The sequence below is a fragment of the Ferdinandcohnia salidurans genome (assembly GCF_042680725.1).
Classification (GTDB): domain Bacteria; phylum Bacillota; class Bacilli; order Bacillales; family Bacillaceae_L; genus Ferdinandcohnia; species Ferdinandcohnia salidurans.
This window is the reverse complement of sequence record NZ_JBHUEK010000010.1, coordinates 129989-154714: the sequence shown is the minus strand read 5'-3', so window position 1 is coordinate 154714 and position 24726 is coordinate 129989. Positions and strand designations below refer to the sequence as shown.

Sequence of the window (24726 nt, the reverse complement as noted above, 5' to 3'; positions counted from 1 at the left end):
TATCGTGGATAAATAATACACATTCCAGTATAGTCAGGCATTAAAAAAGGTGCTCATCTGTGGATAAGCACCCTTGACATTCTTATCTTCTTTTTTGAAGTACAGATAATACTTCATCAAGTGGAAGCTTTTGTTCACGAAGTAAGACAAGTAAGTGATAAATCAAATCTGCTGCTTCCCACTTAAGTTCTTCGTGATCGCGGTTTTTCGCTGCAATAATGACCTCTGAAGCTTCTTCACCGACTTTCTTCAGAATCTTATCTACCCCTTTATCAAATAGGTATGTAGTATAAGCGCCCTCTGGCATTTCGGCTTCACGTTTAGCAATTACCTCTTCAAGCTCATTAAGAATAGCAAAACGGTCGGAAGACACTTCTTTTGCTTCTCCTAGAACTGATTCGTTGAAACAAGAATAGCTTCCTGTGTGGCAAGCTGGGCCTGCTGGCTCAACTAAAACAAGAATGGCATCCTGGTCACAATCATATTTGATATCCACTATTTTTTGAGTATTTCCTGAGGTTTCCCCTTTATGCCAAAGTTCCTGGCGTGAGCGGCTATAAAACCAAGTTTCACGTGTTTCAATGGATTTGCGTAAAGATTCTTCATTCATATAAGCAAGTGTTAAAACCTCTTTGCTTACTGCATCCTGAACAATGGCTGGAGCAAGTCCTTTTTCGTCGAATATAATGTCTGGTGTGTTCATCGGACATTGACCCCTTTCTCTTTTAAATAAGTTTTAACTTCTTTTACGGAAGTTTCTTTGTAGTGAAAAATACTTGCTGCTAATGCAGCGTCTGCTTTACCTTCTTTAAATGCTTGTGCAAAATGTTCAGCATTTCCAGCACCACCTGATGCGATGACAGGCACAGTAACTGCCTCACTTACACGTCTTGTTAATTCAAGGTTGAAGCCATCCTTGCTTCCGTCATCGTCCATACTAGTTAATAATATCTCACCGGCTCCAAGCTTGATTGCTTCCTTCGCCCAAGAGACAACCTGCCACTCAGTTGCTTTACGTCCGCCATGAGTGTAAACTCTCCAGCTACTAAGTGCCTCATCGTATTTTGCGTCGATCGCAACGACAATACATTGAGAGCCAAAGAAGTCAGCACCTTCCTTGATTAAGTCAGGATTTGTCACAGCTGCCGTATTAAGTGAAACCTTGTCAGCACCGGCACGAAGGATTTTTTTCATATCCTCTAAAGAATTAATTCCTCCTCCTACTGTAAAAGGAATTGCAAGTTCTGCGGCCACTTTTTCGACAACCTCAACCATCGTTTTGCGACCTTCATGTGAGGCAGAAATATCAAGGAATACGAGTTCATCTGCACCTTCTGAATCATAGAATTTTGCAAGTTCAACTGGGTCCCCAGCATCACGTAGTCCAACAAATTGAATGCCTTTCACAACGCGACCATCTTTAACGTCCAAACATGGAATGATACGTTTTGTGATCATCAGCCATTCACCTCTTCTAACGCCTCTTGAACGGTAAATTGATTCGTATAGATGGCTTTTCCTACAATTGCACCAGAAACACCTTGATCGGCTAGCTTACTAAGTGCTTTTAAGTCTTCAATAGAGCTAACTCCACCTGAAGCGATGACTTGTTTTCCAGTTACAGAAGCAAGTGTAGCAACCGCGTCAATGTTAGGACCACTAAGCATGCCGTCTGTCGCAATATCTGTAAAAATAAATGTTTGTGCACCTGCTTTCGCAAGCTCAACACCTAAATCAGTCGCTTTTACAGAAGATGTATTTAACCAGCCCTCAGTGGCTACATAGCCGTCTTTCGCATCAATGCCAATCGCGATTTTTTCTTTGTATTTCTTAAGCATGTCCTTTACAAAGTCGGGATTTGAAATGGCTGCACTTCCTAAAATGACGCGGTCAACGCCATTTTCAATATAGTAAGCTACATCCTCTTCGGATCGAATTCCGCCACCGATTTGAACTTTTGCATCAAGTTTCTTGGCAACCTCAATCACGTATTGGTCATTCACACGTTTACCCGCTTTTGCTCCATCTAAATCTACCATGTGAATCCACTCAGCCCCCGCATCAGCGAAGGCTTTCGCCATATCAAACGGTGAGTCACCATAGACTGTTTCTTTATTATAATCCCCTTGAAGCAATCGAACACATTTGCCACCGCGCATATCGATTGCCGGGTAAATTGTAAAAGTACTCATATTGTCACCTTCTTTTCCACGATCGCAGCGTAGTTTTGGAGGATTTTTAATCCTAGTTCACTGCTTTTTTCAGGATGAAACTGGGTTCCAAACACATTCCCTTTTCCAACAACAGCTGGGACGTCGACATCATACATGCTACTTGCGATTACATTTTCATTGTCAGTCTCTGCGAAGTAGGAATGAACGAAATAGACGTGTCCACCCTCGATGTCCTTTAAAAGTGGTGATGGATTCTTGAGTTCAAGATCATTCCAGCCCATATGAGGGACTTTGTAGGTTTCGCCATTCGCTGTTATGCCAGGAATTTTTGTAATTCTACCTTTTAAGAAACCAAGACCTTGGGTAAGTCCATTTTCTTCACTTTCTTCAAATAATAGCTGCATTCCTAAACAGATGCCTAAGAGTGGTGTCCCTTTTGCAACAGATTCCTTAATGAAACTGACTAATCCTTTTTCATGTAAGATTCCCATTGCATCCTTAAAGGAGCCGACACCGGGTAAAATTAAACCGTCTGCTTTAGCAAGCTCATCTGGTGAACTTGATATGAAATAATCATAGTTCATCCGTTCAAGCGCCTTAGAAACGCTGTATAAATTCCCCATGCCATAATCAATTATGCCTATCATCTACAACATCCCTTTCGTTGACGGGACCCCCTTAACTCGTGGGTCAATCATTGTTGCTTCATCTAATGCACGACCAAATGCTTTAAAAATAGCTTCAATCATATGATGTGTATTGTGACCGTAGTGAACAATAACATGGAGATTGATTCTTGCCTCTAATGCAAGCTTCCATAAAAATTCATGGACAAGTTCTGTATCGAATGTACCAACTCGAGAACTTGGGAAATCCGCTTTTAATTCGAAATGTGGGCGATTTCCTAGATCGATGACAACCTGTGCGAGAGCTTCATCCATTGGAACAAATGCGTTTCCGTAGCGCTTGATGCCTTTTTTATCTCCAAGTGCTTCACGCAATGCCTGTCCTAAACAAATTCCAATATCCTCTGTTGTATGGTGGTCATCAATTTCTGTATCACCATTTGCATCAACTGTTAAGTTGAATTTTCCATGTTGTGTAAAGAGATCTAGCATGTGGGACATAAATGGAACGCCAGTATCGAGCTTCGAAACGCCTTCACCATCTACTGTAAAATCTAGTTTTATATCTGTTTCATTTGTCTTACGTTCAACCTTTGCTTGTCTTGTCATGATTACACCTACCGTTATCCACATTTTAATGATTATTCGAACGCCTGAAATTTCTTAATTTTGTGGATTATTATCCACATTATCCACATTATCCACAACAAGGTGTGAATTTTGTGAATTATTTTAATCGTTCTTCTACGGCTCTTGCGTGTGCTTCTAACCCCTCTAGTCTTGCGAAAGCAGCAATTTTCGGACCGTTTTCTTCAATAGCTTGTTTACTATACGAAATGATGCTTGATTTTTTTGTAAAATCATCCACACTTAATGGACTTGAAAAACGTGCTGTTCCGTTTGTCGGAAGGACGTGGTTTGGACCAGCAAAATAGTCACCTACAGGCTCGGAGCTATATCGACCGATAAAAATAGCACCTGCGTGCTTAATTTTTCCAACCTGTTCCATCGGTTCCTCCGTCATGATTTCGAGATGTTCTGGAGCAAGTTCGTTTACAACCTTGATTGCTTCATCAAGGTCACCTGTAACGTAAATGGCTCCAAAATCATTAATTGATGCTCTAGCAATCGCTTCACGTGGAAGAAGGCTCAACTGTCTTTCAACCTCTTCGGAAACGGCTTCTGCAAGCTCCATTGATGGTGTAACGAGAATGCTTGATGCTCGTTCATCATGCTCTGCTTGAGAGAGTAAGTCTGCAGCGATTTCGTTTGGTAGAGCTGTCTCATCTGCCAATACGACGATTTCACTAGGTCCTGCAATCATGTCGATATCCACGTTTCCGTATACCTCACGTTTTGCTAATGCAACAAAGATATTACCAGGACCGACGATTTTATCAACTGGCTTAATGGTCTCCGTTCCGTACGCCAACGCCCCAACTGCTTGAGCGCCGCCAACCTTATAGATTTCTTTCACACCAAGGATGTCCGCAGCCACTAATACACCGGCTGGAATAGTACCATCTTTTCCAGGTGGTGACACCATTACAATCCTCTCGACCCCAGCGACCTGTGCAGGAATGACATTCATTAGGACAGATGACGGGTAAGCAGCCTTCCCACCAGGAACATAGACACCAACTGCATCAAGTGGAGTGATTTTTTGTCCAAGAATCGTCCCATTATCCTTCATCGTCATCCATGATTGCTTTACTTGACGACTATGGTAATCACGGATATTTTTAGCTGCTTCTTTTATGATTGGAACAAGATTCGCGTCTAATTTTTGATACGCCTCGTTGAAATCTGACTCAGCGACTTTTAATGCCTCAAGTAAAACCCCGTCAAATTTTTCAGTATAGGAACGAAGGGCCTGATCCCCTTCTTTTTGTACGTTAGCGAGAATTTCTAAGACTGCTTTTCTTTGATCTTCTGTCCCACTATCAATGGTCCGTTTCAGTGAAACAGAATTGGTTACACGTTCAATTCTCATGGTGTGTCGGTCCTTTCCCTTTTGATACTATTGCGATACCACTGTTGATAGTCGCTCAACGATTTCATCAATTTGTTGATCCTTTAAGCGATAGCTTACTGGATTTACGATAAGTCGGGATGTGATATCCGCAATATGTTCAAGCTCAACTAATCCATTTTCCTTCAATGTACGTCCTGTTGAGACGATATCGACAATTCGATCTGCAAGACCAATTAATGGTGCAAGTTCGATCGAACCGTTTAGTTTAATAATTTCAACCTGCTCCCCATTTTCACGAAAATAGCTAGATGCGATGTTTGGATATTTTGTTGCGATTTTAGGTGCAACACCTTTGATTTTGACATCTGGGAGTCCAGCAACAGCTAGATAGCATTTGCTGATTTGTAAATCGAGCACCTCATATACATCGCGCTCTTCCTCTAGCATTACATCTTTTCCGGCTATACCAAGGTCTGCCACACCGTGCTCTACATATGTAGTCACATCCATTGGTTTTGCAAGCATGAAACGAAACGGCTCATCAGGAACGTCGATAATCAGCTTTCTGGAATCCTCGAATTCTGGAGGAAGATTGTAGCCTGCTTTTACTAAAAGTTGTGCCGCCTCTTCAAAAATTCGTCCCTTTGGCATCGCAATTGTTAATTTATCACTCATTTAAGCCTCCTCCTTCCTTGTCGTTCCTAAGAAAAAGGTGTTTTTGGCAAAAGCATTCGTACAAGCATCAACATCCTTGACCCCCGCTATATCTTGAAGAATAACCCGCTCACCCTGTTCTCTTTTACTCATCGCAAATCGGATTGCTTCTTCTCTCTGTTCAGCGCTAAAAATCACACAATGGATTTCTGTCTCTTCCTGAGGTAAATCAAGGGCTTCAAGTAGTCGATCAATTCGAATTCCAAAACCTGTCGCTGGTGCAGGACGATCAAATTTTTCAAATAAATGATCATAACGGCCACCATTTCCTACTAAAAAGCCTACATTCTCAGCATAAACTTCAAAAAGAATTCCTGTGTAGTAGCTCATATGGCTAACGAGATTGAAGTCTATTTTTATATGCTCAGTTACTCCGAATGCCTCTAGCTTTTTCCAGAGCATTTCAAGTTCGTCTGCTGCTTTTTTTCCTTCTTCACATTCAACTAGATCTTTCGCTTTTGTAATTTTTGATTCATTGCCTCTTAGTTGTAAAAGGGATAGCAATCGCTGTTTATCAATAGAAGAAAGTGGTAGTTTTTTCACATGCTCTCTATAGCCTACGTAATTTTTTTCATATAAATAGCGTTGTAAGGCATCCGCTCTTGCCTCATTTCCAACAATCTCCATAAACAAGGCTCTCACATAACCAATATGGCCGATTGGCACTGTAAAATTAGTTAATCCTGCCTGTTTAAGGGACGCAATCATTAGCGAGATAACCTCTGCATCAGCACTTGTTGTTGTATCGCCAATATACTCGACTCCAATTTGTTCAAACTCAGCTGGTCTTCCACCTTCATGCTGCTGCGCACGGAACACATTTGCGGAATAGGCGATGCGTTGTGGATATTCCCCTTGATATAAACGAGATGCTGCAACTCGAGCAATCGGAGCTGTCATATCAGGTCTCAGCACAAGTGTGTGACCCTGTGAATCCAATAGTTTAAATAATTGACGGTCGAGGATCGCTGACGCCTCGCCGATTGTTTCATAGTATTCAAGTGTTGGAGTTTCAATAAATTGATAACCCCAGCTTTCAATTTGAGATGACATTGCATTGCGAATTTTCTTTTTCGCTTCATATAAAGCAGGCAATGTATCTCTCATACCTAACGGTTTTTCAAACATAAACACGATTTTCGTCACCACCAAAGTTTGTATATGTTAACTTTCCCAATATTTTCTTAAAAAAACCATTTTACTTTAGTTCGCTAATATACTACCAAGATAAAGTATATGATACACCTATCCCTTACATGCGTCAACAAAAAAAGTCAGAATTTAGGTGAAATAAATTGGGGTGGATATGGATTTTGTGAGTTTTATTGAAAATATAGTTATTAACTGTGGATATTATAAATGAGATTTGAGTATGCTTGTGAGTTGTGTGAATATTGTGGATAAATGGACTGGATTTTGTAAGCAAGAGAGGAAGAAAGGAGACAGATGTTGGAAATAGAAATTTAAAATAGGTGGAAAAAGAGGAAGAAGATGATAGAGCAGAAAAAGAGAAAATTATAAGAGATAAGTAAAATGTGTAAGTTTGAGCAATAAAAAAGGAACCAAACCAACTCAATGGTTAGATTCCTCTTTTTCTCGTTGCTCTCTTTGTTCTTTTGTATAAATCACTCGCATCGGGTTCCCGCCAACAAAACTGCCTGCAGGGACGTCTCGGTGTACCAATGTGCCTGCAGACACAATTGCTCCATCGCCAATTTCAACACCTGGCAAAATCGTTGAATTAGCCCCTATCATTACCTCGTTGCCAATTTTAACTTCACCCAGTCTGTATTCTTTTATTAAGTATTCATGGGCTAGAATGGTGGTATTAAAGCCAATGACTGTGTTGCTTCCGACACTGATCATCTCGGGAAACATTGTATCCGGCACTACCATCAGTGCAAATGCTGTTTTTTCCCCTACCTTCATGTTTAAAAAAGTGCGATACAACCAATTTTTCACACCAAGAAATGGGGTATAGCGCGCTATCTGTATGACGATAAAGTTTTTAACAACTTTCCAAAAGGATACGGTCTTATAGATTTGCCAAAGTGAATTGGGACCTGAAACAAAATAACGTGTGGTTCGTCGTTTCACTATTTTTTCATCCTTTTACCGAAACTAAATCAAGTAGGTCACTCATGTTTTCAAGCATAAAATCAGGGTTGTATTCCAATAAGAAGTCTTTTCCTTTATGAGACCAGGCAACTCCTGCAGTCTTTGTGCCCGCCTTTTGACCAGCTACAATATCCTGATAATTGTCGCCAACCATTATAGCTTCTTCAGGTGTTGAGTCTAACATCTTCAATGCTAACAGTACTGGTTCCGGATCTGGTTTTGGATTTGTCACATCATCTAATGTCACCACGACATCAAAGAATTGGTCAAGCTTTGTTAGTTGTAATCCCATATTAACCGTTTTTCGAACTTTTGTTGTAACAACGCCAATTTTATAGCCTTTTTCTTTAAGTGTCTTAATGGTGTCAAATACACCTGGAAACTCGGTTACTAATTCATCATGCTTCTCATGATTAAATTTTCGATATTCAGCAATCATTTCTTCTGCACGGTCTGGGTCTACAGAAGAAAAAGATTCATGCAAAGTTGGACCATTGAAAGGCAAAATATCCTCACGATTATAGTTACGTTCTGGAAAGTATTTTCCAAAGGTGTGTAAAAAAGATTGGAGTATCAGTTCATTTGTATCAATTAACGTTCCATCTAAATCAAATAGTAGTGTTTTAATTGCCATAAATAACTTCCTTTCTATTATTTTGCTCGACGCGTTTCCAGATAAAAGCGATGACCATTGTTAATATGATTGCAGTAATGAGTCGGATTAACAATAGCGGTAAGACTGGAATGCCTAGAGGAATAAAGATAAGCGTATCCTCCACTACCGCGTGACAGGATACTAAGAAAATTAACGCTAAGGTTACATCTTTCTTACTTACATTATCCTCTTTTACCGCCTGAATCATTACACCTGCTCCTAACGCTAGACCGAACAAAATACCTGCTGCCAAGGTCGTTGATGTATTTTCCTTCATTCCAAGTGCCTTTGTGACTGGCATCATCCACTTTGAAAATACATCCAACCATTTTAAATCTTTTAATATTTGAATAACAACCATCAATGGAATGACAATAAGAGCCAATTGTAGAATCCCAAATGTAGCTTTTTCAATACCATTTAATACAATAGCACCCCAGCCGGAAATTTGTTCATCAGTCGTTGAGACTAGTCCATATTTTGCTAACTCACTTCCACCTTTCCAAACTAGATTGATAACAAAGGCAGAAATGAATGCGAGTCCCAGTCTTACTGTTACAATCACCCAAATCTTCATACCTACTTTCGCAGCAACAGTCGATTCGATAATCATATTATGCGAGAATGATAGCATGACTGCTAAAATAAACACTTCTTTTACGGTTAAATCTAGTGTTAAAATGGCCCCAATCCCTGCATAAAGGTTTAAAAAATTACCTAATACAAGTGGTATTGCAGCATCACCAGACAGACCAAACCAGCCCATGATTGGGGTAATCCACTTAATCACCCAATCTAGCACCGGTGTATATTGCAACATTGTGACAAGTAGGGTAACCGGGAAAATTACCTTCCCTAATGTCCAAGTAGTTTTTAATCCTACTATGAAGCCTCTCTTGATTGTCTCTAGCAAGTTTCCCCTCTCCCTTTTAAGGATGTTTAAAAAGTCCAATAAAAATGACACATCGAATTTCTGCGTTGGCTTGTTTCTCCGTTCCTCACGTATTTACTGCATACGCTCCGGTACTCGAAACTGCGCCGCCTTGAACTTTCGACGCACAGGACGTGGCGTTTTTGTCGACGCGGTCCTTTTCATCCTCCTTTTTAAACTCACATTTTAAGATTATTTCTCTAAATAACGGTCGTTTGAAAGACCTTTTATTCTTCGGTAAATGATAACGATAATTGCTCCTACAATTGATAAAACGGAAATCAATTGAGCCACTCGGATATCGCCAAGCATTAAGCTATCTGTCCGTAAGCCCTCTACGAATAAGCGGCCAATTGAATACCAGATGACATATGTAAGGAACATTTCCCCACGTCTTAAGTTGACCTTTCGAAGCATCAGCAATAAAACAAAACCTACCAAACTCCAAACTGATTCATATAAAAAGGTCGGATGATAGTACGTACCTTGGATATACATTTGGTCCATGATAAAGTCAGGTAGCACATTATAGAAGGTTTGGATCTGTTCCTCTGCAATGGGTCCTCCATGTGCTTCTTGGTTCATAAAATTTCCCCAACGGCCAATTGCTTGACCTAAGATAATGCTTGGTGCCGCGATATCTGCAATTTTCCAAAAGGACAAGCCTTTAACTCTCGCAAACACAATCGCAGTCACAACTGAACCAATTAACGCACCATGAATGGCAATTCCGCCCTCCCAAATTGCAATAATTTTGGAAGGATTTTGTGAGTAATAATCCCATTTAAAAATAACGTAATAAATTCTTGCACAGATGATCGCAATTGGTACTGCGAACAGCATAAGGTCCATGAAAGTATCCTTGTGCAAGCCTCTGCGTTCTGATTCCTTAATGGCAAGGTAAAGGGCTAGCATGGTTCCTAGCCCGATGATTAGTCCATACCACTGAATGCGTAACGCGCCAAGTTCTAAAAATGTTGGGTCTAATGGTTGAATGTTTCGGTCCACTATCTCATCTCCCTTTTAATGATCTTTTATATTTCGTCGTGCTCCCTAAATTCAATCGTATTTGAAAGACGATTTGAGAAATCTTGTGCAGCGTTTAAGCCCATACGTTTAAGACGATAATTCATCGCTGCCACTTCAATGATGACTGCTAGGTTTCGCCCAGGACGAACTGGAATTGTGTATTTTGTTAAATCCGTATCGATGATTTTCATTTTTTCTTCTTCAAGCCCAAGTCGGTCATATTGCTTTGTCTGATCCCAAAGTTCTAGATTGACCACAAGCGTAATCCGTTTATAATTTCGAATGGCACCTGCTCCGAATAAGGTCATGACATTGATGATCCCAAGACCGCGAATTTCAAGGAGATGCTCGATAAGCTCAGGTGCGCTTCCAATAAGTGTATCATCATCCTCTTGACGAATTTCTACACAATCATCTGCAACAAGACGGTGTCCGCGTTTGACAAGTTCAAGCGCCGTTTCACTTTTACCAACACCACTCTTACCAATGATTAGCACCCCAACCCCGTATATATCCACTAAAACCCCATGGACAGCTGTTGTTGGCGCGAGCTTACTTTCTAAAAAGTTTGTAATCCTACTTGATAGTCTCGTTGTCTTCATAGGTGCTTTAATCACCGGAACAGATTCACGCTCGGAAGCCTCAATCAGTTCTGTTGGAACCTCTAAATCACGCGAAATAATAATTGCAGGGGTGATATCTGTACAAAGCTTTTCCATACGATATCTTTTTTCCTCGGAAGACAATTTCTCAAAGAACGTTAGCTCCGTTTTTCCTAATAGCTGGACTCGCTCTGAAGGATAGTAATCAAAAAATCCCGCTAGTTCAATACCTGGTCTAGATATATCACTTGTTGTTATCGGGCGATTAATTCCTTCTTCCCCACTCACTAATTCTAATTTGAATTTCTCAATTAAATCTTTTGTGCTAACTTTTGGCACATCTGTTCCTCCTTGATTGAACTCATGTAGTTTTCGATTGTTGCTGCGTATTTTTAAAGCCCTCTCATTTCGTGCTTAAACAGACTGTAATTTTTAAAATTATATTTTTCAAACTCATTCTCCTATTTTAGCATTTTTCTGTGTAAGGCCAAAACTTTTCTGATTTAAATTGCGGAAGAATGTTGGGTAGATGTGTTTTTGTGAAGTGGAGGGGAGAACTATCCTCTGGTTGTGTGGGAGAGGAGAGACGATCTCAGAGACAATTCGTTTAATCAACTTTTTGAATTGTCCGCGAGATATGGTCTCAGAGACAGATTGAGTGGAGAACTCTTTTAATTTGTCTTCGAGAGACGGTCTCAGAGACAATTTTCCTGAATATCTCTTTGTTTTGTCTGCGAGAAGCCGCCTCAGAGACAAATTACATGAAGAACTCTTTTTATTTGTCTTTGAGTATTTTCATTTTACTAGTGAATAAACATTAGTATCATGCACAACACCGTTTTGGTACATATAGTTCCTTAAGATACCTTCCTTTTCGAATCCAAGCTTAATTAACAATTCATTTGATGACGCGTTTTCAAGAAACACAACGGCACCAATGCGAGTTAAGCCAAGATCGTCAAAACCGTAAGAGATTACTTTTTTAACAGCCTCTGTTGCGTAGCCTTTTCGCCAGTATTGGGGCTGTAGCTCATAACCGATTTCTGCTCGCTTATGCTTAGGAGACCAGGCATTAAATCCTATGGTTCCGATGGGTTCTTTGGTTTCTTTTAATTCGATCCCCCATCTTATTCCACGCTTTTCTTTATAGTTTTTTGCAAAAAATTCAACAAACTGCTCTGCCTGTTCAACTTCGGTTAGAGGCTCCTGCCCGTAATAACGCGTGACATCATTGTTTGAAAAACAGGTAAATATTGCTTGGGCATCGCTATGGACGATTTCTCTTAATCTTAGTCGTTCGGTTTCTAGTATTGGAAACATGCTTGTACTCCTTTCTCTACTTTGACTATATTTTCAATAAAAAACAGCGTAATCCTCCCTGGACTACGCTGCTAGTAAAGATTTATTTCTTCTTTTTCTCCTGAAGCGGTTCGACGATTACTTTTTGAATGAGTAAATTTAAAATCGAGATAATGACTGCTGCTAGTATTGCTGTGCCGAATCCTTCGATGACAAAGGAGTCACCCATTAGGGACTGTGTCAGCATTAAAGTAAGTGCATTGATCACAAATAAAAATAAACCTAATGAGAGAACCGTAACCGGTAAAGTTAAGACGATGAGAATGGGTTTTACGATTACATTTAAAATCGATAAGATTACGCTTGCTGTGATAGCAGCGCCTACCCCCTCGAGATGAAAAGTATCGACATATCCTGCCACAACCATTAGTACGATGCTATTAACAATTATGCTAGCAATCCATCTCATTATCTATAGACATCTCCTTCATTCGGTACAATAAACAACCAAACGAGATAAATAATCCCTAATGAACCGACGCCTAAGATGAATCCGACCACCGCAAGAATTCGTAAAAGCGATGCATCGATTCCTGTATAATCTGCTAGGCCTCCAAGCACTCCTCCTAGCATTCTATTTCGTGTGGAGCGGTATAATTTCTTTTTCATAGTGAACACCTCAAAGTGGTTTGATGTTAATAGAGCCTGTTTTCGTTTCAGCAAAGAGATGTAGCTTTTGCGCTTTTTCTTCATTTGCTTTGAAACGTAGAGATTTCTGAACAACTTCATTTTTCTCCTCAATGATTGACATCATTGGAAGCTCTGACTTGAAGCTACCGAGATTTGATTTTAATTCTCCGTCAACTTGATAGTCGTTTGCGACAAACATATCAATGCTACCGGTAGTTGTTTTTACATAAGCAGTGTGGCAGCTATCACCCTGAATATCGCAAGTAATGTTCCCGTTAAAGCTTTGAAGGTCAACTTTTTCAAATCGTCCAGTTGTTGTAACTGTACCATTTAATGTTTCCGCTTCAAAATCCTTACTTGTAATTTGATTTGCTTTAATATGACCATTTGCTGTTTCGATTTCAACTGATTCTGTATCAAAGTTCGAAATGGTGATTGCTCCATTGGCTGTTTTTGCACGGAAATCCTTTACTCGTAAATTTTCCCCAGTTATCGGTCCGTTAAACATACGTGTCTTAATGCTTTCATAATTTTCCTGAGGCACATATATTTTTGCATGAACCTTCATTTGCTTTTTCTGAATGGATAGGCGCAGTGCACCATTTTCAATCGAGAAAAGAACATCCTCTAAAAATGCTCTACGTGCACGTTCCTGGTTATCGATATTATATACTTTTGCTTCACATTCAACGCGGACATCCTTCTCTTCCCATGGAATAATCGTAATACTTCCATTTGAAACATCGAGGTCAAGCTTGGTAATATATACGTCCTTATGTTGGAATATATGTTTCACTTCTACTGCATTACCGAAATTAAAATCGAGATCGAGGTCTTTAATTTTTTTCAGAGCAGTGTCGATAAAGTCCATAAATTTGTGTTTCGCAGAACCCTTGCCTTCATATGAATTTTGGTGTTTCTGCTGGGATTGCTCATACTGGACTTGAGTCGAAAGCTCTGTCTTGATTTCCTGTGCTGGATCTTGGGGCTGACTCTCCTCCTCAGAATGGAGCTTTTCAATCAGAACGATTGCTTCCTCGGCTGTCAGTTTTCCTTCCTCAACTAGTTTTAGGATACGTTTTTGTTCTTCTTTCATGGTTCCTTCCTCCCTTAAAGTTCTTCTTGAGCTAATACTTGAATTCCTTTTACAATGTTCCAAATCACAATTCCGACGTTAATGATCGCTAATAGGATGAACACTAGCAGCATAGTTGCTACAAATGCCTCCACAGACCATATAAAGAAAAACGGAATGATAATAAAAACGATTGTCGCTACTGGAATAATATGTGAGATTAACGCATGCAAGGCATGCCTTTTTACTACCGGATTTTGAACTATGATATAAACAACGAGTGGTAAAATAAACCCTGCGAAGAAAACACTGAAATAACACAACGCTGCAATTAATTTATCTGTATTCACTCTTCATCTCCCCTTTATACCTCTATATACGATAACGAGATATAATTGGTTTCAAGATTTTATAAAAATAAGCCTCGAGTCTTAGAGGGAACCAGGGAACCATAGGGACGGTTCGAACCATGGGGACGGTTCTAGTGGTTCCTTTGATTATTTTCTTGATAAATAGATATATGAATCAGGTGGATTTCCTCTCTGACTCAAAAAAATCCAGAGGTCAACCCACTGGATTTAATGTTTTGGCTTATTTTCTAACAGACCTTTAAAGTTTTCACGGTAATGCCAGGCTAAAATTACCTCAAATACTGTGATGATAATAGCCAATGGAAGCAACTCTGAATCTACAAAGATATGAAATGCTAAGATATTAACTATTAAACCTGCTAAAACAACTAAGGCTAATGGTACATACCTGCGGATAATTAGAAGAATTCCTGCAATAATTTCTATACCTTTTTCCAATGCCAATAAATAGCCATCTCCCAAAAATTCCATCGCAGCTGGACTTGTTGGCACAAATGGCTCAAATCCGAACAAAACAACGTACCCATTTAAACCTGCTCCTAAAAAAATGGCTCCCAACAAAATTTCAATAACGCGAATGGTGATTTTCATCTTTATCCCCTTTGTACGAATATAGAATAGCCTCTTTCAAAGATATGACCTAAAAAACCCCTGCAGAACCATAGGGACGGTTCTGGTGGTTCCAGGCTGTTTTTTCCTAAGAATAATCTTTAGATTGGGACCAAGAGAACCGTCCCCTTGGTCTCATGCTTTTAATATTATTTTGCGGCTTATTCCGGTAAGTCTTGCTATTTGTCTAGTTGATAGTCCAATGGATTTTAAAGTTTTGATGTGTGTATCTCGTTCTTCAGGATTTACTTTTTGGAGGTCTAAACAGTGGTTTACTTTGCAGCTATTTTTGATGATTTCAATTGCTTGTTTGTCAGTAATTCTCCTTGTTTCTTGGATATCAAGGTATTCTTCATCGGTCTCTTCCATGTGAAACTTTTTGAAATGGGTCAAAGCTAATGTTTTATCTGTATTGAACAAGCCCAAAACAAAATCTTTTTCTATAATTTTAGATTTAGAATCTCCTACATATTCACTATAACTACTCCATTTGTAATTTGAAACATTCCCAACAACTCCGGCTTTTAATGGATTTTGGTGGATATATCTAAGTACATTTAACAAGTATGGAAGGTCCTCAACCACCTCACTTTTAAATCGGTCCTGAAACAAGTGCCCGTTACGTTCATATTTTAAATTGTACCAATAAACAAAACTTGCACCAATCCGCCTCATTATCCTTCCAATTTCTTCATCCCCTTCCTTTATTAGAAGATGAACATGATTCCCCATTAAGCAATACGCATAGATTTCATATCCACACTTATCTTTGAATCTATAAAGGGTCTCTAAAAAATTTAATGAGTCTTCTTGCTCTTCAAATATTATTTGACGATTAATTCCCCTTAAAATAACATGATAGACACTTGTACTACTTTTTCTTCTTGCAGCCCTAGGGCATAAACATCACCTCATATTCGTTTTTTTAAAAATATATGGAATTTGAAACTAAAAAGGGAGGTTTAATAAAACAGAGTAGAGGATGGTGGTATGGAGAGACTTATCAAATTTATAGTATCATAGATCAAAAGAAAAAACTTTAGCAATTTCATAGTAACCTGCTGTAGACTGATAAATTCTAATAATTAGATTAAAAAATCCTGATCTTTGTGTAAGCAAATCAGGATTCTTATTTTAAAACAAACTGGTCTCAGGTTTTTCCCGCGCTGGGACCAAGAGAACCGTCCCCTTGGTTCCCTTGGTTCCTAGTTCCAGTCAAGATTCAGGTGATGTTACTTTGTCATAAAAGTCGACATAGTTATCACGGTCTGCACTATTACGATAGGCCATAGCGACACGTGGATGTTCATTAAGCATACCGGAGATCATGTAAGGAATGATATAGCCCCACTCCCACTTTTGTCGCATTTCTATCATATGCTTTTCAATGATACCGAGAACTGGCTTAATCTCATAGCTACTTTTTTGTATGTAACTAACGAGAAGCTCTGTATGACAGTTACCAGCCGCACGACCCATACCATAAACAGACGAATCAAGGTAAGTAACCCCATTTTGCAACGCGGCTAATGTATTGGCGAATGCTAATTGCATGTTGTTATGCGTATGTATGCCAAGCTGTTTATTAGGGAGCATCTCTTGGAACTTCTTCACTTGATGCTCAATATCGGTAGGAGCTAAGCTACCAAATGAGTCAACGATATAGACAACGTCGACAGGACTTGCCTTCACCATTTCAAACGCTTCAATAAGCTGACGTTCAGGAACACTAGATAGAGCCATGATGTTAAGTGAAGTCTCGTAACCTAGGTCATGAAACATTTTTACAAGTTCCAAGCCTTTATCTACTTCACGTACATAACACGCAACTCGAATCATATCTAGAACACTTTGCTCACGTGGTAGTATGTCATCTGGATCAACACGCCCAATATCTACCAGAGCAGATAGTTTCGTACTTTTTTTCTCAGGAAGAATTTCTTTAAGGAAGTTATCATCAAGAAATCTCCACGGATTAGGCTCAGTCGCATTGAGTAGCTTAGGTGAATTTTTGTAGCCAATCTCCATGTATTCCACACCAGCTGCACTTAGGCTATCATACAAGTCTTGAACAAATTCAACACTAAAGTCCCAATTGTTAACTAAACCTCCATCTCGAATAGTACAGTCTATAATTTTATTACGATGTTCCATGTTAGAAACTCCCTTTCACATTCTTTTCTCATTATTATTCTAATTAGTGAATTTATGTAAAGAAAAATATACTTTAATTTAATATAATATAATGGAATATAACAATAATCAATAAATTTAAAAAAGTTTACTAGTAATACCTCCAGCCATGACTACGACAGCATCTAACTTCACCTCTGAAACTCCCTCATCAAGAACCACCACCCCCTAATAAAAATATCGTGACTCTACCACATATAGGATCTGCAACAAAATGTAAAAATCCCGATCTGCATCTTTTTCGCAAATCGGGATTTTCCTGTTTCGTCAAACCACAAGAACCATCCCCTTGGTTATCTGTGGTTACTGACTAACGGAACCATGAGAACCGTCCCCATGGTCCCTGGGATTCTACAATTATTTAGAAACTGTTTCTTTTTCTTTGATTAGTTCTTTCATCCGTTGACGGTCGCGTTCAAGGACTGGTTTTAGATAGCGTCCGGTGTGGGATGCTTTAATTTTTGTAATTTCTTCTGGTGTACCTGTTCCATTGATGGTACCGCCTTTGTCTCCACCTTCAGGGCCGAGGTCCACAATGTAGTCCGCGGCTTTGATTACATCGAGATTATGTTCGATAACGAGGACTGTGTCCCCATTTTCAACTAGTCGCTGTAAGACCTTAAGCAATCTCGCAATGTCATCTACATGTAAGCCTGTTGTTGGTTCGTCTAAAATATAAAACGACTTACCATTTGAGCGACGATGTAATTCAGATGCGAGCTTCACGCGTTGTGCTTCTCCACCAGATAGTGTTGTTGCGGGTTGTCCGAGTTTAACGTAGCCTAAACCAACATCATATAACGTTTCAACTTTACGCTTGATACGTGGGATGTTTTCGAAAAAGGATAATGCATCCTCAACTGTCATATTTAATATATCTGATACGTTTTTGTCCTTATATTTAACTTCTAATGTTTCACGGTTGTAGCGTTTCCCATGACATACCTCACATGGCACATAAACATCTGGTAAGAAGTGCATTTCGATTTTAATAATTCCATCACCACGGCAGGCTTCACAGCGTCCGCCTTTAACATTGAAACTAAAACGGCCCTTCTTATAACCTCTTACCTTGGCTTCATTTGTATTAGCGAACAGATCACGAATATCATCAAAAACGCCTGTGTATGTAGCTGGATTTGATCGAGGTGTACGTCCAATTGGCGACTGGTCAATGTCGATTACTTTTTCTAATTGTTCAATCCCTTTAACTTCCTTGTGTTCACCCGGTTTTGTTTTTGCTCGGTTCAGTTTCTGTGCCAATGATTTATGGAGAATTTCATTGACCAAAGTACTCTTACCTGATCCTGATACACCTGTAACAGCAATGAACAAACCAAGTGGAAACTTAGCTGATACATTTTTAAGGTTATTTTCCTTTGCACCAATAACTTCTACATAGCGTCCATCCGGCTGTCTTCTTTCGCTTGGAAGCGGGATGAACTTTTTACCTGAGAGGTATTGTCCTGTTAAAGAATTCGGGTCTTCCATTACTTCTTTAGGAGTTCCCGCAGCGATAATCTCTCCCCCATGAATTCCTGCTCCTGGTCCGATGTCGATTAAATAATCAGCAGCTAGCATCGTATCTTCATCGTGCTCAACAACAATTAATGTATTCCCAATATCTCTCATTGTCCTTAGTGTATCAATGAGTCGGTCATTATCTCGTTGATGTAACCCAATTGACGGCTCGTCCAAAATATAGAGAACACCTGTTAGGCGAGAACCGATTTGAGTAGCTAGTCGAATCCGTTGAGCCTCACCACCGGATAAAGTTCCTGCGGCACGACTTAAAGTTAGATAATCTAATCCAACATTCACGAGAAAACCGAGTCGTTCTTTGATTTCTCGGAAAATAAGGTTCGCGATTTTCATATCTTTTTCAGAAAGCTCAATTGTAGTGAAGAATTCAAAAGCCTCATTAATGGAAAAATCTGTAACATTAGATATATGTTTCCCTGAGATTAGAACAGCCAGACTTTCCTTTTTCAACCGATATCCTTTACATGAAGGGCAAGCCCGCTCAGCCATATATTTTTCCATTTGCTCACGAATATAATCGGAGCTTGTTTCTTTGTAACGTCTTTCTACATTTCGAAGAACACCCTCAAAAACGATATTATTTTCACGTTTCTGACCGAAGTCATTCTCATAATAGAAGTAGATTTCTTCCCCATCACTTCCATAAAGGATTTTATCCATCAAATGCTTCGGAATATCCTTAACCGGAATATCCATATCAATCCCGTAATGATTACAAACTGATTCAAGTAATTGTGGGTAATATTGAGAACTTGTTGGCTCCCAAGGTGCAATTGCATGCTTTCGAAGTGATAAATCCCAGTTCGGAATCACGAGATCTGGGTCTACTTCAAGCTTGTTGCCTAAACCATCACAATCGGGACATGCCCCGAAAGGACTATTAAAAGAGAACATTCTTGGTTCAAGCTCCCCAATGGAAAAACCACAAATCGGGCATGAATGAAGCTCACTAAACAAGAGTTCCTCTTCCCCAATCACATCAATAATCACTTTACCTCCGCCTAAACGTAGGGCAGCCTCAAGGGAATCAGATAGTCTTGCCGTTACACCCTCTTTTACTACAATTCGGTCAATGACAACCTCAATTGAATGTTTTTTATTCTTTTCTAGCTCGATGTCATCTGATAGCTCAAGCATTTCACCATCGACACGGACTCTGACATAACCTTGCTTTTTTATATCCTCTAAAATTTTCACATGGGCACCCTTACGTCCTGATACAACTGGCGCGAGTACCTGCAGCTTTGTCCGTTCTGGATATTCTAAAATGCGATCCACCATCTGTTCAACGGTTTGTGATGTAATTTCGATTCCGTGGTTAGGACAAACCGGTTTTCCTACTCGAGCATATAATAAACGCAAATAATCATAAATCTCTGTAACCGTACCAACAGTGGACCTTGGATTCCGGCTTGTTGTTTTTTGGTCAATCGAAATCGCAGGTGAAAGACCCTCAATTGAATCAACATCGGGTTTATCCATTTGTCCTAAAAATTGACGTGCGTATGCAGAGAGGGACTCGACATAGCGCCGTTGTCCTTCTGCATATATGGTGTCAAATGCAAGGGATGACTTTCCTGAACCAGATAGACCTGTCACGACAACTAGTTTATCTCTCGGAATCGTAACATCTATATTTTTTAAGTTATGGGCCCTTGCTCCTTTGACGACTATTTTATCCAATGCCATGTTTATGTCATCCTTCCGCTTTTAACTCCAAAATTAAATCACGTAATTCAGCTGCTCGTTCAAAATTAAGTGCTTTTGCTGCTTCCTTCATTTCATTTTCCATTTCAGCAATTACTTGATCGCGTTCCTTCTTCGATAATCCAGTTAACTTAGGTACTGTTTCATAGGTTTCTGTATCTTCGGCTGCCGTTGTAGCACGAATGACATCGCGAATATCCTTTTTAATGGTTTGTGGCGTAACACCATGCTTTTTGTTATATTCCTCTTGCATTTCACGACGACGCTTTGTTTCATTAATTGCAATTTCCATCGAGTTCGTCATCTTATCTGCATACATGATTACTCTGCCATTAGCATTTCGAGCGGCACGACCAATTGTTTGGATGAGTGAGCGTTCCGAACGCAGGAACCCTTCCTTGTCCGCATCAAGAATGGCAACAAGTGAGACTTCTGGAATATCCAGCCCTTCACGAAGCAGGTTGATACCTACTAAAACATCATGTTTACCCAAACGAAGGTCACGAATAATTTCAATCCGCTCTAGTGTTTTTATTTCTGAGTGCAAATAATTTACCTTGATCCCAACGTCCTTCAAGTAATCCGTTAGATCCTCAGACATTTTTTTCGTTAAGGTAGTAATCAGGACTCGTTCATTTTTATTAACACGGTCCTGGATTTCACCTAATAAGTCATCAATTTGACCTTGAATTGGCCGAACCTCAATAATTGGATCAAGTAATCCTGTAGGACGAATAATTTGTTCAACCATTTCGTCTGTATGCTCAATTTCGTACGGTCCAGGTGTTGCAGAAACGTTAATGATTTGATTAATATGCTTTTCGAATTCCTGAAATCGCAGTGGACGGTTATCCATTGCAGAAGGAAGACGGAATCCGTGATCAACCAGTACTTGTTTTCTTGCTTGGTCACCATTAAACATGCCGCGAATCTGTGGCAATGTCACATGCGACTCATCAACGACAATTAGCAAATCCTCAGGAAAATAGTCCAATAAAGTATAAGGTGTTGAACCTGATGGTCGTAAGGTTAGATGACGTGAATAGTTCTCAATACCTGAACAAAAGCCCATTTCACGCATCATTTCAAGATCATAGTTCGTCCGTTGTTCTAAACGCTGCGCTTGTAAAAGTTGACCATCTTCACGAAGTTCAGCTAAGCGTTCTTCTAGCTCTGCCTCAATATTTTTAATCGCGATTTGCATTTTTTCTTCACGGGTTACGAAGTGGGATGCTGGGAAGATTGCAACATGCTCACGTTCTCCCAGTATTTCGCCAGTTAAGGCATCAACCTCACGTATCCGGTCTATTTCATCGCCAAATAACTCCACGCGAATACAGTGCTCATCACGTGAGGCTGGAAAGATTTCAACGACGTCCCCTCTTACACGGAAGGTTCCGCGCCGGAAGTCAATATCGTTTCGTTCATATTGAACATCCACTAATTTGCGTAAAAGCTCATTTCGCTCAATTTCCATTCCTGTTCGTAGGGAAACTACGAGTTCCCTATATTCCTCAGGAGAACCCAAGCCATAAATACAAGATACACTTGCAATTATAATGACATCTCGTCGTTCAAAAAGGGAAGATGTTGCAGAGTGTCGCAATTTATCAATTTCATCATTTACACTTGAGTCCTTTTCGATATATGTATCAGATGATGGAACATACGCCTCTGGCTGGAAGTAGTCATAATAACTAACAAAATATTCAACAGCGTTATTTGGAAAGAACTCTTTAAACTCACTATAAAGCTGTCCTGCCAATGTTTTATTGTGGGCAATGATAAGGGTTGGTCGATTTACTTCCTTGATTACATTCGAAATCGTGAACGTTTTTCCTGTACCCGTAGCACCTAATAATGTTTGAATTTTTTTGCCCGCTTTAATTCCATCAACAAGCTGTTGAATTGCTCTTGGTTGGTCACCCTGTGGTGAATACTTGGAGACTAACTCAAATTGATCCTTCATTTACGTTCCTCCCATCCATTCTTATCGTTTTATGTGAACCGTTATGTAATTTTTCACTGACTTTTTCTCGATAGAAACATTGTACCACAAACCGACCTAAAACAAACAAAAATACGAACTGATATTCGATTTTATTTGTTGAAATGTAGTTTCTAAACAAATATAACATGTTATAATTTGGAAAAATAGATTGAAGTAAAGGAGATGTTTTATGATAAAAAGGGGAAGTTTCATATTAATTTTCGTTTCTTTTTTGTTAGTTTCATGTAACAAGCAATCTGCTACACCACCAAGTCCCAGCCAATCTATCGATCAAACGGAAGGGTGCCCCAATGGGGAAGTGATTGAATGGGTGGATGTATTAATGATCAACGATATAAAATATGAACACCATTTTCCGGATGCTTCAGATGAACAAAGTTCGATTGTCATTGAAAAAGGAGAAAAACTTGGAGATGTCACGTTCATGATGAGTGAGCATGCCTGCAGCGATCATGTAATGAAAAATGGAGATGCTGCTTATTTACCTGAAGGAACTTCAATTTACGAGGTAAAAGGCTATCCTTCCTCTTTCATTGTTACTGCGGGAGATAATGTGTTTGTTGTGGACGAAAATAAGAAAGCCAAAACGGCTGGCGAGCTTTATCCATTAGATGGACTTGTAAAAAACATACATTTCGAAAGCACCGAAGACGGTAGTCGCCTACATACGTTTTCAGATGAATCCAAGAAGCAATTTATTGAAGCTTGGTATCCGTTGGTTTTAGGTGATTTAGATACATTATATAAAACGGGCAAATTTGAAGGTGAGCGTGTTTTTATAGAAATGGAGCTTACTAATGGAGTATCCTTCCGACTACTCTATTGGTTGGATTCAAACACCTTTCATAGTGGGGCAATTGGAAATGATGAGATTCAAACAGTCATTGTTTCAGAATTGGAAAAGTTAGATAAAAAAAATACTGACCTAGATTCAATGAAAAAAAATCCTTCATCATCTCGATGAAGGACTTTATTTTTCCGCTCGTTTCCCCATATTTCTCGCATACATGAATCCTGCACCCAACGAAATGATATCCGCAACGATAATAATAGCGGAATCCGCATATCCTTTATAAATAGACGCAACGATAAGGGCAACCGCAAGTAAAAAACCCACATAATGATTATAGGTCACTCTTGTAAAGAAAATGACGAGTACACCCGGAAGGATGAGCGCCAGCAATATTTTTAATAGCATTAAATTCGTATCCTTTCAATTTCATATCATCAAATGCGCCTTGGCGTATTTGCGCCCGATTTTTTTCGAGCATGCTCGAAAATTTACCTTTGAAAAATCGTGGCATCCGCCGGAGGTTTTAACTTAATTCAGGCAGGTTTATTCACGCTAAATTAATTAGTTTATAACATTTATCCATTACCTATAATAGTAAAGGATTTACTGAATTAAGTTAAATATAGCAAATCGAATGAAGGAATTCACGTGATTACTCCTGCTATTTAAACAATTCCGGGTAGAATCCTCTAGCCAATGTTTCAACTGCATACGCCATACGGTTTCCTGGTAAAACACTCTCTAATGAAATAACAACAAACTTTTCATTTTTAACACTTTCAAGCTGCGAAAGAGCTGGGTCATTTTTGATGTCCTTTATTTTTTGCTCAATTGACGGAGCATCATAATCGTGAATCAGAATGACATCTGGCTGCCTTGCGAGTACTTCTTCGTAGCTAACTGTGGTCCATTGTTTGTCTGTGATATCATTAAAAACATTTTGGCCACCTGCTAACTCTATTAATAACGTTTCAAAGTTTGTACCACCCGCGGTGAAAACACCATTTCCGCCACTGTCATATACTAGTACATCAACCGGCTCATGATCAGCCATTTTTTCCTGCACACTAGCAATTCGTGCCTTTTGCTCTTCAACAAATGCCTCTGCTCGATCTTCAATATCAAAAATCTTACCGATATCACGTATTTCCTGATAAATTTCATCCATTGATGTGGCTTTATTCATATATACGTTGATTCCATAGCTTTCAAGCTCATCGACGTCTAGGCCTTCACTACCAAATTCCCAATCAATACCGTAAATAAAATCTGCTCCACTCGTTAATACAGCTTCCCTTGTTGCAGAACCGTATGTAAGCTCTGGAATCTTCTCATAATCGTCCTTATATTCAGGCAAAGCACCGCGGCTATGATTGTCCAAGCTATTTCCAATTACATAATCAGAGAGTCCTAATGCGATAAATAATTCGGTTGCATTTGGTCCTAAAGTTAAAACTTTTGAAGGTTTCTTAGTAAATTCTACTTCTCTCCCATAGTTATCAATAACTAGAGCTTTCTTAGATTTAGTAACGGATCCGTCCTCTGTATTCGAGCCACATCCCGCTAATACCAATACAAGAATCCCTGCCAATAGCAAAACTAGTTTTTTCAT

25 protein-coding genes and 1 pseudogene are annotated in these 24726 nt (G+C 39.4%); 1 reads left to right on the top strand and 25 read right to left on the bottom strand.

What is annotated here, in order from left to right:
* Positions 1–82: 82 nt before the first annotated feature.
* The 23 genes and pseudogenes from hisIE to uvrB all read right to left on the bottom strand — a co-directional run bounded on the left by hisIE (position 83) and on the right by uvrB (position 22279).
* Positions 83–703, bottom strand: coding sequence for a bifunctional phosphoribosyl-AMP cyclohydrolase/phosphoribosyl-ATP diphosphatase HisIE (gene hisIE, locus ACFSFW_RS08080; protein WP_388036985.1), 621 nt, complete (start codon positions 701–703; stop codon positions 83–85).
* Positions 700–1458, bottom strand: coding sequence for an imidazole glycerol phosphate synthase subunit HisF (gene hisF, locus ACFSFW_RS08075; RefSeq protein WP_388036982.1), 759 nt, complete (start codon positions 1456–1458; stop codon positions 700–702). The genes hisIE and hisF overlap by 4 nt, the downstream gene beginning before the upstream one ends.
* Positions 1458–2192, bottom strand: a complete 735-nt coding sequence (gene hisA, locus ACFSFW_RS08070) for a 1-(5-phosphoribosyl)-5-[(5-phosphoribosylamino)methylideneamino]imidazole-4-carboxamide isomerase (RefSeq protein WP_388036979.1) — start codon at positions 2190–2192, stop codon at positions 1458–1460. Before hisA ends, hisF begins: the two co-directional genes overlap by 1 nt.
* Positions 2189–2821 (bottom strand): imidazole glycerol phosphate synthase subunit HisH, encoded by a 633-nt coding sequence (gene hisH, locus ACFSFW_RS08065; RefSeq protein ID WP_388036976.1) that lies wholly within the window; start codon positions 2819–2821, stop codon positions 2189–2191. Before hisH ends, hisA begins: the two co-directional genes overlap by 4 nt.
* Positions 2822–3409 carry an imidazoleglycerol-phosphate dehydratase HisB gene (hisB, locus tag ACFSFW_RS08060; RefSeq protein WP_388036973.1) on the bottom strand — a complete coding sequence of 196 codons (588 nt, stop codon included), beginning with the start codon at positions 3407–3409 and terminating at the stop codon, positions 2822–2824.
* A 118-nt stretch (positions 3410–3527) separates the two neighbouring features.
* Entirely contained in the window at positions 3528–4793 is a 1266-nt protein-coding gene (gene hisD, locus ACFSFW_RS08055) for a histidinol dehydrogenase (protein ID WP_388036971.1), read from the bottom strand.
* A gap of 27 nt (positions 4794–4820) precedes the next feature.
* A complete protein-coding gene (gene hisG, locus ACFSFW_RS08050) occupies positions 4821–5450 on the bottom strand; it encodes an ATP phosphoribosyltransferase (RefSeq protein ID WP_099361556.1) in 630 nt (209 codons plus the stop codon).
* Positions 5451–6635, bottom strand: coding sequence for an ATP phosphoribosyltransferase regulatory subunit (locus tag ACFSFW_RS08045; protein ID WP_304216636.1), 1185 nt, complete (start codon positions 6633–6635; stop codon positions 5451–5453).
* A 426-nt stretch (positions 6636–7061) separates the two neighbouring features.
* Positions 7062–7586: an acyltransferase gene (locus ACFSFW_RS08040; RefSeq protein ID WP_388036968.1), complete on the bottom strand. Its 525-nt coding sequence runs from the start codon at positions 7584–7586 to the stop codon at positions 7062–7064.
* A gap of 7 nt (positions 7587–7593) precedes the next feature.
* Positions 7594–8241, bottom strand: a complete 648-nt coding sequence (ppaX, locus tag ACFSFW_RS08035) for a pyrophosphatase PpaX (protein ID WP_304216596.1) — start codon at positions 8239–8241, stop codon at positions 7594–7596.
* On the bottom strand, positions 8231–9175 hold the full coding sequence (locus tag ACFSFW_RS08030; protein WP_388036964.1) for a nucleoside recognition domain-containing protein: 945 nt from the start codon (positions 9173–9175) through the stop codon (positions 8231–8233). Before ACFSFW_RS08030 ends, ppaX begins: the two co-directional genes overlap by 11 nt.
* A 210-nt stretch (positions 9176–9385) precedes the next feature.
* Positions 9386–10201: a prolipoprotein diacylglyceryl transferase gene (gene lgt / locus ACFSFW_RS08025; protein ID WP_388036961.1), complete on the bottom strand. Its 816-nt coding sequence runs from the start codon at positions 10199–10201 to the stop codon at positions 9386–9388.
* 26 nt (positions 10202–10227) lie between these two features.
* Positions 10228–11163 carry an HPr(Ser) kinase/phosphatase gene (gene hprK, locus ACFSFW_RS08020; protein WP_304216589.1) on the bottom strand — a complete coding sequence of 312 codons (936 nt, stop codon included), beginning with the start codon at positions 11161–11163 and terminating at the stop codon, positions 10228–10230.
* A 456-nt stretch (positions 11164–11619) separates the two neighbouring features.
* On the bottom strand, positions 11620–12144 hold the full coding sequence (locus ACFSFW_RS08015; RefSeq protein ID WP_388036958.1) for a GNAT family N-acetyltransferase: 525 nt from the start codon (positions 12142–12144) through the stop codon (positions 11620–11622).
* Positions 12145–12226: 82 nt separating this feature from the next.
* Positions 12227–12592, bottom strand: a complete 366-nt coding sequence (locus ACFSFW_RS08010; RefSeq protein ID WP_388036955.1) for a phage holin family protein — start codon at positions 12590–12592, stop codon at positions 12227–12229.
* On the bottom strand, positions 12592–12792 hold the full coding sequence (locus ACFSFW_RS08005) for a PspC domain-containing protein (RefSeq protein WP_099352489.1): 201 nt from the start codon (positions 12790–12792) through the stop codon (positions 12592–12594). Before ACFSFW_RS08005 ends, ACFSFW_RS08010 begins: the two co-directional genes overlap by 1 nt.
* Positions 12793–12802: 10 nt before the next feature.
* Entirely contained in the window at positions 12803–13909 is a 1107-nt protein-coding gene (locus ACFSFW_RS08000) for a DUF4097 family beta strand repeat-containing protein (protein WP_388036951.1), read from the bottom strand.
* 14 nt (positions 13910–13923) lie between these two features.
* Complete coding sequence (locus tag ACFSFW_RS07995) at positions 13924–14238, bottom strand: magnetosome magnetite crystal formation protein family (protein WP_099352487.1); 315 nt, start codon at positions 14236–14238, stop codon at positions 13924–13926.
* Positions 14239–14466: 228 nt separating this feature from the next.
* A complete protein-coding gene (locus ACFSFW_RS07990) occupies positions 14467–14850 on the bottom strand; it encodes a hypothetical protein (RefSeq protein WP_304216583.1) in 384 nt (127 codons plus the stop codon).
* Between the two features lie 153 nt (positions 14851–15003).
* Positions 15004–15726 (bottom strand): annotated as a pseudogene (locus tag ACFSFW_RS07985) (transposase); the annotation flags it as partial.
* Positions 15727–16083: 357 nt separating this feature from the next.
* Complete coding sequence (locus ACFSFW_RS07980; RefSeq protein WP_388036946.1) at positions 16084–17022, bottom strand: aldolase catalytic domain-containing protein; 939 nt, start codon at positions 17020–17022, stop codon at positions 16084–16086.
* 396 nt (positions 17023–17418) lie between these two features.
* Complete coding sequence (gene uvrA, locus ACFSFW_RS07975; RefSeq protein ID WP_388036943.1) at positions 17419–20292, bottom strand: excinuclease ABC subunit UvrA; 2874 nt, start codon at positions 20290–20292, stop codon at positions 17419–17421.
* A gap of 7 nt (positions 20293–20299) precedes the next feature.
* Positions 20300–22279 carry an excinuclease ABC subunit UvrB gene (gene uvrB / locus ACFSFW_RS07970; RefSeq protein WP_388036940.1) on the bottom strand — a complete coding sequence of 660 codons (1980 nt, stop codon included), beginning with the start codon at positions 22277–22279 and terminating at the stop codon, positions 20300–20302.
* A gap of 211 nt (positions 22280–22490) precedes the next feature.
* Between uvrB and ACFSFW_RS07965 the strand changes: the two genes are divergently transcribed.
* Positions 22491–23285: a hypothetical protein gene (locus ACFSFW_RS07965; protein WP_388036937.1), complete on the top strand. Its 795-nt coding sequence runs from the start codon at positions 22491–22493 to the stop codon at positions 23283–23285.
* A 6-nt stretch (positions 23286–23291) separates the two neighbouring features.
* Here ACFSFW_RS07965 and ACFSFW_RS07960 read toward each other — a convergent pair whose 3' ends face one another.
* Positions 23292–23519, bottom strand: a complete 228-nt coding sequence (locus ACFSFW_RS07960) for a DUF2198 family protein (RefSeq protein ID WP_388036934.1) — start codon at positions 23517–23519, stop codon at positions 23292–23294.
* 256 nt (positions 23520–23775) lie between these two features.
* Positions 23776–24726: an ABC transporter substrate-binding protein gene (locus tag ACFSFW_RS07955; RefSeq protein ID WP_388036931.1), complete on the bottom strand. Its 951-nt coding sequence runs from the start codon at positions 24724–24726 to the stop codon at positions 23776–23778.

What these genes read in the sequence shown, in the direction of transcription:
- hisIE (WP_388036985.1), bottom strand. Translation starts at nt 703, where the DNA reads ATGAACACACCAGACATTATATTCGACGAAAAAGGACTTGCTCCAGCC.
- hisF (WP_388036982.1), bottom strand. Translation starts at nt 1,458, where the DNA reads ATGATCACAAAACGTATCATTCCATGTTTGGACGTTAAAGATGGTCGC.
- hisA (WP_388036979.1), bottom strand. Translation starts at nt 2,192, where the DNA reads ATGAGTACTTTTACAATTTACCCGGCAATCGATATGCGCGGTGGCAAA.
- hisH (WP_388036976.1), bottom strand. Translation starts at nt 2,821, where the DNA reads ATGATAGGCATAATTGATTATGGCATGGGGAATTTATACAGCGTTTCT.
- hisB (WP_388036973.1), bottom strand. Translation starts at nt 3,409, where the DNA reads ATGACAAGACAAGCAAAGGTTGAACGTAAGACAAATGAAACAGATATA.
- hisD (WP_388036971.1), bottom strand. Translation starts at nt 4,793, where the DNA reads ATGAGAATTGAACGTGTAACCAATTCTGTTTCACTGAAACGGACCATT.
- hisG (WP_099361556.1), bottom strand. Translation starts at nt 5,450, where the DNA reads ATGAGTGATAAATTAACAATTGCGATGCCAAAGGGACGAATTTTTGAA.
- ppaX (WP_304216596.1), bottom strand. Translation starts at nt 8,241, where the DNA reads ATGGCAATTAAAACACTACTATTTGATTTAGATGGAACGTTAATTGAT.
- ACFSFW_RS08015 (WP_388036958.1), bottom strand. Translation starts at nt 12,144, where the DNA reads ATGTTTCCAATACTAGAAACCGAACGACTAAGATTAAGAGAAATCGTC.
- ACFSFW_RS08010 (WP_388036955.1), bottom strand. Translation starts at nt 12,592, where the DNA reads ATGAGATGGATTGCTAGCATAATTGTTAATAGCATCGTACTAATGGTT.
- ACFSFW_RS08005 (WP_099352489.1), bottom strand. Translation starts at nt 12,792, where the DNA reads ATGAAAAAGAAATTATACCGCTCCACACGAAATAGAATGCTAGGAGGA.
- ACFSFW_RS08000 (WP_388036951.1), bottom strand. Translation starts at nt 13,909, where the DNA reads ATGAAAGAAGAACAAAAACGTATCCTAAAACTAGTTGAGGAAGGAAAA.
- ACFSFW_RS07990 (WP_304216583.1), bottom strand. Translation starts at nt 14,850, where the DNA reads ATGAAAATCACCATTCGCGTTATTGAAATTTTGTTGGGAGCCATTTTT.
- ACFSFW_RS07980 (WP_388036946.1), bottom strand. Translation starts at nt 17,022, where the DNA reads ATGGAACATCGTAATAAAATTATAGACTGTACTATTCGAGATGGAGGT.
- uvrA (WP_388036943.1), bottom strand. Translation starts at nt 20,292, where the DNA reads ATGGCATTGGATAAAATAGTCGTCAAAGGAGCAAGGGCCCATAACTTA.
- uvrB (WP_388036940.1), bottom strand. Translation starts at nt 22,279, where the DNA reads ATGAAGGATCAATTTGAGTTAGTCTCCAAGTATTCACCACAGGGTGAC.
- ACFSFW_RS07965 (WP_388036937.1), top strand. Translation starts at nt 22,491, where the DNA reads ATGATAAAAAGGGGAAGTTTCATATTAATTTTCGTTTCTTTTTTGTTA.
- ACFSFW_RS07960 (WP_388036934.1), bottom strand. Translation starts at nt 23,519, where the DNA reads ATGCTATTAAAAATATTGCTGGCGCTCATCCTTCCGGGTGTACTCGTC.
- ACFSFW_RS07955 (WP_388036931.1), bottom strand. Translation starts at nt 24,726, where the DNA reads ATGAAAAAACTAGTTTTGCTATTGGCAGGGATTCTTGTATTGGTATTA.